At 69.1% G+C, this 7,235-nt stretch carries 6 protein-coding genes and 1 pseudogene; 5 read left to right on the plus strand and 2 right to left on the minus strand.

Annotated elements, in window-relative coordinates; genetic code table 11:
* The 3 genes and pseudogenes from J1C73_RS15025 to J1C73_RS15035 form a co-directional block, all read left to right on the plus strand.
* Nucleotides 1-323, plus strand: a pseudogene (locus tag J1C73_RS15025) (adenosine deaminase); the annotation flags it as partial.
* 23 nt (nucleotides 324-346) lie between these two features.
* The gene (locus J1C73_RS15030) at nucleotides 347-1,051 is read left to right on the plus strand and encodes a glycerophosphodiester phosphodiesterase (protein ID WP_207316818.1); all 705 of its coding nucleotides are present in this window, start codon (nucleotides 347-349) and stop codon (nucleotides 1,049-1,051) included.
* 64 nt (nucleotides 1,052-1,115) lie between these two features.
* Complete coding sequence (locus tag J1C73_RS15035) at nucleotides 1,116-1,922, plus strand: SAM-dependent methyltransferase (protein WP_307797695.1); 807 nt, start codon at nucleotides 1,116-1,118, stop codon at nucleotides 1,920-1,922.
* A 256-nt stretch (nucleotides 1,923-2,178) separates the two neighbouring features.
* Here the strand turns inward: J1C73_RS15035 and J1C73_RS15040 are convergent, their stop codons facing one another.
* Together J1C73_RS15040 and J1C73_RS15045 are read right to left on the minus strand one after the other, a co-directional pair.
* Nucleotides 2,179-3,342, minus strand: coding sequence for a polyamine ABC transporter substrate-binding protein (locus J1C73_RS15040; RefSeq protein WP_207316821.1), 1,164 nt, complete (start codon nucleotides 3,340-3,342; stop codon nucleotides 2,179-2,181).
* 183 nt (nucleotides 3,343-3,525) lie between these two features.
* The gene (locus tag J1C73_RS15045) at nucleotides 3,526-4,965 is read right to left on the minus strand and encodes a gamma-aminobutyraldehyde dehydrogenase (protein WP_207316820.1); all 1,440 of its coding nucleotides are present in this window, start codon (nucleotides 4,963-4,965) and stop codon (nucleotides 3,526-3,528) included.
* A 163-nt stretch (nucleotides 4,966-5,128) separates the two neighbouring features.
* Between J1C73_RS15045 and J1C73_RS15050 the strand changes: the two genes are divergently transcribed.
* Both J1C73_RS15050 and J1C73_RS15055 read left to right on the plus strand, forming a co-directional pair.
* The gene (locus tag J1C73_RS15050; protein ID WP_123462552.1) at nucleotides 5,129-5,635 is read left to right on the plus strand and encodes an Lrp/AsnC family transcriptional regulator; all 507 of its coding nucleotides are present in this window, start codon (nucleotides 5,129-5,131) and stop codon (nucleotides 5,633-5,635) included.
* The gene (locus J1C73_RS15055; RefSeq protein WP_123462550.1) at nucleotides 5,620-6,999 is read left to right on the plus strand and encodes an aspartate aminotransferase family protein; all 1,380 of its coding nucleotides are present in this window, start codon (nucleotides 5,620-5,622) and stop codon (nucleotides 6,997-6,999) included. The genes J1C73_RS15050 and J1C73_RS15055 overlap by 16 nt, the downstream gene beginning before the upstream one ends.
* Nucleotides 7,000-7,235 lie beyond the last annotated feature (236 nt).

Consider the following 7,235-nt stretch of genomic DNA (forward strand, 5'->3'; position numbering starts at 1 on the left):
AGCACCGCATCGCCCTGGAGGTCTGCCCCACGTCGAACATCGCGACCCGCGCGGTGGCGGACATCGAGCAGCACCCGGTCCGCGAGATGGTGGAGGCAGGTGTGCTGGTCACGATCAACAGCGACGACCCGCCCATGTTCGGCACCGACCTCAACAACGAGTACGGGGTGGCGGCCCGGCTCCTCGGCCTCGACGAGCGGGGGCTCGCCGCGCTCGCGAAGAACGCCGTCGAGGCGTCCTTCCTCGACCCGGCCGGCAAGCGCACGCTGTCCGACGAGATCGACACGTACACGACGAACTGGCTGGGGCGCACCGGCCGGTAAACACGGGTGGTGACAATGGCCCCATGGCCACCCCTGTCACCGCCGTCGCCCATCGCGGCGATCCGTACCGCGTCCGCGAGAACACCCTCCCCTCGATCCGCTCCGCCCTCGAACGGGGGGCGGACGCGGTCGAGATCGACGTCCGGGTCACCCGCGACGGCGTGCCGGTCCTGCTGCACGACGCCACTCTGGAGCGGCTGTGGGGCCATGACCTGCGGCTGGACCGGCTCACCCGGCAGGAGCTGACCGAGCTGACGGCGGGCGGCGTGCCGACGCTGCGCGAGGCGCTGCTCGCCCTCGGGGCGCACCGGGTCATGGTCGATCTGCCCGGCTCCACCGAGGCCTCGGTGCGGAACATCGTCGGAACGGTCCGGGAGTGCGGGGCCGGTGAGCGGGCCTACTACTGCGCGGGCCCGGAGGCCATGCTTCGGGTACGGGCCGCCGATCCGTCCGCCGAGATCGCGATGACCTGGACGACCCTCGTACCGCCGCGGGCGGCGCTGCTGGAGGCGGTGCGGCCGCGCTGGCTGAACTACCGGTTCGGGCTGGTGAGCCGGGAGCTGACGGACCGCAACCACCGGGACGGGCTGCTGGTCTCGGCCTGGACGGCGGACACCGGGCGCACCATGCGCCGGCTGCTCCGCCAGGGCGTGGACTCCATCACCACCAACCGGATCGATGTGCTGCACACCGTGATCGGCGACTCCGGGGGCGACGCCGCCCCTTGATCGGTCCGGCATCATGGACGCACCTCATCGTCCCGATGCCAGGCCCGGCGCCAGAGGAGCAGACGTGTCCGTCCCCCGAAGCAACTCCCGTCCTGCCCACGTCCGTTCCGACGTCGCCCACAACGCCCGGGTCTGGAACTACTGGCTCGGCGGCACGGACCACTTCCCGGTGGACCGGGCCGTCGGCGACCGGGTCACCGGCATGTATCCCAGCATCGGTGAAGTGGCGCGGGCCGACCGGGCGTTCCTGGGCCGGGCGGTGCGGTATCTGGCCGGTGACGCGGGCATCGGCCAGTTCCTGGACATCGGCACCGGTCTGCCGACCGCGGAGAACACCCATGAGGTCGCCCAGCACACCGCGCCCGACGCCCGGGTCGTGTACGTCGACAACGACCCGATCGTCCTGGCGCACGCCCGCTCGCTGCTCACCAGTTCGCCGGAGGGCGCGACCGAGTACATCGAGGCGGACGCCCGCCACCCCGGGCAGATCCTGCGGGCGGCCCGGCCGACGCTCGACCTGGAGCGGCCGGTCGCGGTCATGCTCCTCGGCATCCTCAGCTTCGTCCTCGACACGGACGAGGCGCTGCGCATCGTCCGGCAGCTGATGGACGCGGTGCCGTCCGGCAGCTATCTGGTCCTCACCCATCCCACGCTGGAGCTGGGCGGCGAGGGCAACGAGGCGGCGATGCGGTTCTGGAACGAGAACGCCACGCCCCCGATCACCGCCCGCACCCGCTTCGAGTTCGCCGCGTTCCTGAGCGGTATGGACCTCGTCGAGCCGGGCATCGTCTCGTGCGCGCGCTGGCGCCCCGCACCGGGCTCCGGCGGGCCCGAGGTCGCCCAGTTCGGCGCCGTGGCGCGGAAGCGGTAGTGGACGCGGGGCGGTGGTGGCGACGGGTGCTCGCGAGACCGGGTCCGTGAGCGACCGACATCGGAGTCGGTGAGCCTCATGATCGTGCGGGCGGAGGCCGGTCCGGTGGCCGTCCGCACGGCTCCGGACCGGGCGGAGGCGGCGTTCGACGAAGACGACCAACCACACGCGTACACGCCGCCGCAGGGCGCGTCGCCGCTCATGTCCGCGGCGTGCGCCCGTTTTCACCGGCCCGTTGCGTCACCCCTGGCAGGGCTCACAGGCCGACGATGGCGTTCCACTTCTTGGCGTACTCGGTGCGCTCCTCGGAGGTGATGTCGCGGGCGATGGCGAGCCGCTTGCGCATGGCGTCGTCGGGGAAGATCAGCGGGTCCTCGGCGAGCGCGGCGGTCTCCTCGTCCTTGGAGGAGGCCAGTACCTCGCGGGCGGCCGGGACCGGGCAGACGTAGTTGACCCAGGTCGCCAGTTCGGCGGCGACCTCCGGCTCGTAGTAGTAGTCGACGAGCTTCTCGGCGTTGCGCTTGTGGTGGGCGAGGTTGGGGATCATGAGTGATTCCGCCCAGAGCTCGGCCCCCTCCTCGGGCACCACGAACTCGATCTCGGGGTTGTCCGCCTGGAGCTGGATGACATCGCCGGAGTAGGCCTGGCAGGCGAGCACATCGCCGGTGGAGAGGTCCTTGATGTAGTCGTTGCCGGTGAAGCGGCGGATGTGCTTGGTCTTCACCAGCTTCTCCACCTGCTCGCAGATGTCGTAGAAGTCGTCGCGCTTCCAGCGGGTGATGTCGACGCCGTTGCCCTGCATCAGCAGGGCGAAGGACTCGTCGAGTCCGGAGAGCAGCGTCACCTTGCCGCGCAGGTCGTGCGCCCACAGGTCGCTCAGGTGCTGGATCTCGCGGCCGAGCTTCTTGCGGTTGTAGGCGATGCCGGTGATCCCGGACTGCCAGGGCACGCTGTGGGTGCGGCCCCTGTCGAAGGCGGGCGAGCGCAGCTGCGGATCGAGGTACTTCGCCACATTGGGCTGCTTGGCCCGGTCCATCTCCTGGACCCAGCCGAGCCGGACGAACCGGGCGGCCATCCAGTCGCTCATGACGATGAGGTCGCGCCCGGTCTGCTGGTGGTTCATCAGCGCGGGGCTGATCTTCCCGAAGAACTCGTCGTTGTCGTTGATCTCCTCGGTGTACGTGACGGAGATCCCGGTGCGCTTGCTGAAGGCGTCCAGGGTGGGCCGCTTCGACTGGTTCTCGTCGTCGGTGTCGATGTAGAGCGGCCAGTTGGCGAAGTGCAGGGTGTGGTCCCTGGCGGAGGAGTCGCGTCCGGCACGGTCACCGGGCTCCACATAGGCGGCGGGCACTCCGCAGCCGGCCAGCGTGGCACCGGCCGCCCCCGCCCCGAGGGCGCGGAGCAGGGACCGGCGGGACATGGGGTTCTTCGGGATTGCTCGCACCTGCGCAGGATGCCGGGCGGCGGGTGCCGCAGGCAATGGACCAACCGTCCAGCGGTGGCCGCCCACCGCGCACACCCTGTCGATGCCGGGCGGGGCCGGGAGCACGGATGCGGCCCCGGGCAGGAGCCCGGGGCCGCATCCGTAGGGTCGCCGCGGCGGTCAGCCGTCGAGCGAGGTCATGACGTGCTTGATCCGGGTGTAGTCCTCGAAGCCGTACGCGGAGAGGTCCTTGCCGTAGCCGGACTTCTTGAACCCGCCGTGCGGCATCTCGGCGACGAGCGGGATGTGGGTGTTGATCCACACACAGCCGAAGTCGAGGTTCTTGGACATCCGCATGGCGCGGGAGTGGTCCTTGGTCCACACCGAGGAGGCCAGGGCGTAGTCGACGCCGTTCGCCCACTCCAGCGCCTGCGCCTCGTCCCTGAAGGACTGGACGGTGATGACCGGGCCGAAGACCTCGTTCTGGATGATCTCGTCGTCCTGCTTGAGGCCGGAGACGACGGTCGGGGCGTAGAAGTAGCCCTTCTCGCCGACCCGGTGGCCGCCCGCCTCGACCTTGGCGTGGGCGGGAAGCCGCTCGATGAAGCCGCTGACCTGGGCGAGCTGGTTGGCGTTGTTGAGCGGGCCGTAGAGCACGTCCTCGTCGTCCGGCTGCCCGGTCTTCGTGTCGGCGGCGGCCTTGGCCAGCGCGGTGACGAACTCGTCGTGGATGGACTCGTGGACCAGGACGCGGGTCGCGGCGGTGCAGTCCTGCCCGGCGTTGAAGTAGCCGGCGACCGAGATGTCCTCGACGGCCTTGGCGATGTCGGTGTCCTCGAACACGACGACCGGCGCCTTGCCGCCGAGCTCCAGGTGGACGCGCTTGACGTCCTTCGCGGCGGACTCGGCGACCTGCATACCGGCCCGTACCGAACCGGTGATGGAGGCCATCGCCGGGGTCCGGTGCTCCACCATCGCGCGGCCGGTGTCGCGGTCGCCGCAGATGACGTTGAAGACGCCCTTGGGCAGGATCTGCCCGATGATCTCGGCGATCAGCACGGTGGACGCCGGGGTGGTGTCGGACGGCTTGATGACGACGGTGTTGCCCGCGGCGAGCGCCGGGGCGAACTTCCAGACGGCCATCATCATCGGGTAGTTCCACGGCGCGACCTGGGCGCAGACACCGACCGGCTCGCGGCGGACGATGGAGGTGAGCCCCTCCATGTACTCGCCGGCCGAGCGGCCCTCCAGCAGCCGGGCGGCACCCGCGAAGAAGCGGATCTGGTCGACCATCGGCGGCAGTTCCTCGGTGCGGGTGAGCCCGACCGGCTTGCCGGTGTTCTCGGACTCGGCCGCGATGAGGTCCTCGGCGCGCTCCTCGAAGGCGTCCGCGATCTTCAGCAGGGCGCGCTGGCGCTCGGCGGGGGTGGCGTCGCGCCAGGCCGGGAAGGCCGCGGCGGCGGCGTCCATGGCGGCATCGACATCGGCGCCGCCGGAGAGCGGTGAGGTCGCGTAGACCTCTTCCGTCACCGGGTTGACCACGTCGATGGTCCGCCCGTCGGCGGCGTCACGGAACTCTCCGTTGATGTAGTTGCGCAGACGGCGCACCTCGGTGGTCACAGCCGGCCCTCCTGCTCTGAAGTCCAATGGGTGAGACGCCCAGCGTAGTCGCTCGGGTAACGCTTTCGACATACCCAACCGCCGTGAACTTCGGATTCAGTGAGATTCAGAGCCCTCAACAACGAATTTCATCGAATGAGGGTTGCCAGACAGACGAGTCCCGGTGCACAGTGACTCCGTGGCCAGTCGCAGCGCAGACTCCAGGACCGGGAACGGATCGTCCTCAACGGTCGATGCCGTGTCCCTCGCAATCATCGAGCAGCTCCAGGAGGACGGGCGTCGTCCGTACGCCGCGATCGGCAAGGCCGTCGGCCTCTCCGAGGCGGCCGTGCGACAGCGCGTCCAGAAGCTGCTCGACCAGGGCGTGATGCAGATCGTCGCCGTCACCGACCCGCTCACCGTGGGGTTCAGACGGCAGGCGATGGTCGGGATCAATGTCGAGGGCGACCTCGATCCCGTCGCGGAGGCCCTGTCGGCCATGGCCGAGTGCGAGTACGTGGTGATGACCGCGGGCTCCTTCGACCTGATGGTGGAGATCGTCTGCGAGGACGACGACCACCTGCTGGAGACGATCAACAAACGCATCCGGGCCATTCCCGGAGTGCGCTCCACCGAGAGCTTCGTCTACCTCAAGCTCAAGAAGCAGACCTATATGTGGGGAACCCGATAGCCGTGAGCAAGGACCTCAGCCGGACCGCGTACGACCACCTGTGGATGCACTTCACCCGCATGTCGGACTACGAGAACGCGCCCGTTCCCACCATCGTGCGTGGCGAGGGCACCTACATTTTCGACGACCAGGGCAAGCGCTACCTCGACGGCCTGTCCGGCCTGTTCGTGGTCAACGCCGGCCACGGCCGTCACGAGCTCGCCGAGGCCGCGTACAAGCAGGCGCAGGAGCTGGCCTTCTTCCCGGTGTGGTCCTACGCCCACCCGAAGGCCGTCGAGCTGGCCGAGCGCCTCGCCGACTACGCCCCGGGCGACCTCAACAAGGTCTTCTTCACCACCGGTGGCGGCGAGGCCGTCGAGACCGCGTGGAAGCTGGCCAAGCAGTACTTCAAGCTCAAGGGCAAGCCGACCAAGTACAAGGTCATCTCGCGTGCGGTCGCTTACCACGGCACCCCGCAGGGCGCCCTGTCCATCACCGGTCTGCCGGCCCTCAAGGCCCCCTTCGAGCCGCTGGTCCCCGGCGCGCACAAGGTGCCGAACACCAACATCTACCGTGCCCCGCTCTTCGGTGACGACCCGGAGGCCTTCGGCCGCTGGGCCGCCGACCAGATCGAGCAGGAGATCCTCTTCGAGGGCGCGGACACCGTCGCGGCCGTCTTCCTGGAGCCCGTGCAGAACGCGGGCGGCTGTTTCCCGCCCCCGCCCGGCTACTTCCAGCGCGTCCGCGAGATCTGCGACAAGTACGACGTGCTGCTCGTCTCCGACGAGGTCATCTGCGCCTTCGGCCGGCTCGGCACGATGTTCGCCTGCGACAAGTTCGGCTACGTGCCGGACATGATCACCTGCGCCAAGGGCATGACCTCGGGCTACTCGCCGATCGGCGCCTGCATCATCTCGGACAAGCTCGCCGAGCCGTTCTACGAGGGTGACAACACCTTCCTGCACGGCTACACCTTCGGCGGCCACCCGGTCTCCGCCGCGGTCGGCCTCGCCAACCTCGACATCTTCGAGCGCGAGGGCCTCAACCAGCACGTCCTCGACAACGAGAACGCCTTCTTCACCACGCTGCAGAAGCTGCACGACCTGCCGATCGTCGGCGACGTCCGCGGCAACGGCTTCTTCTACGGCATAGAACTGGTGAAGGACAAGGTCACCAAGGAGACGTTCACCGACGAGGAGACCGAGCGCGTCCTGTACGGCTTCCTCTCCAAGGCGCTGTACGAGAACGGCCTGTACTGCCGGGCCGACGACCGCGGCGACCCGGTCGTCCAGCTCGCCCCGCCGCTGATCTCCGACCAGTCCACGTTCGACGAGATCGAGTCCATCCTGCGGTCCGTCCTGACGGAGGCCTGGACGAAGCTCTGACGAGGCTCTGGCCAAGGGCTCGACCGGCTGATCGACCGAGCTCTCGCTTGACCACCGCTTGACCGTCCCCCGACGGCCCCGAAGCGGTCATTTCATACGGTCCACGCGGCCCGGATGCGCCCAATCGAGTGGGAAGAGGCGCACCCGGGCCGCGTGCTGTGCGCACACCGCGGTCCGAATCCTTACGGTGCCGAGTGACCGATCGGCCCCCTCTTCGTTCCCCCGTACGGGGGAAC

It is taken from the genome of Streptomyces laculatispora (assembly GCF_017353455.1).
GTDB lineage: Bacteria > Actinomycetota > Actinomycetes > Streptomycetales > Streptomycetaceae > Streptomyces > Streptomyces laculatispora.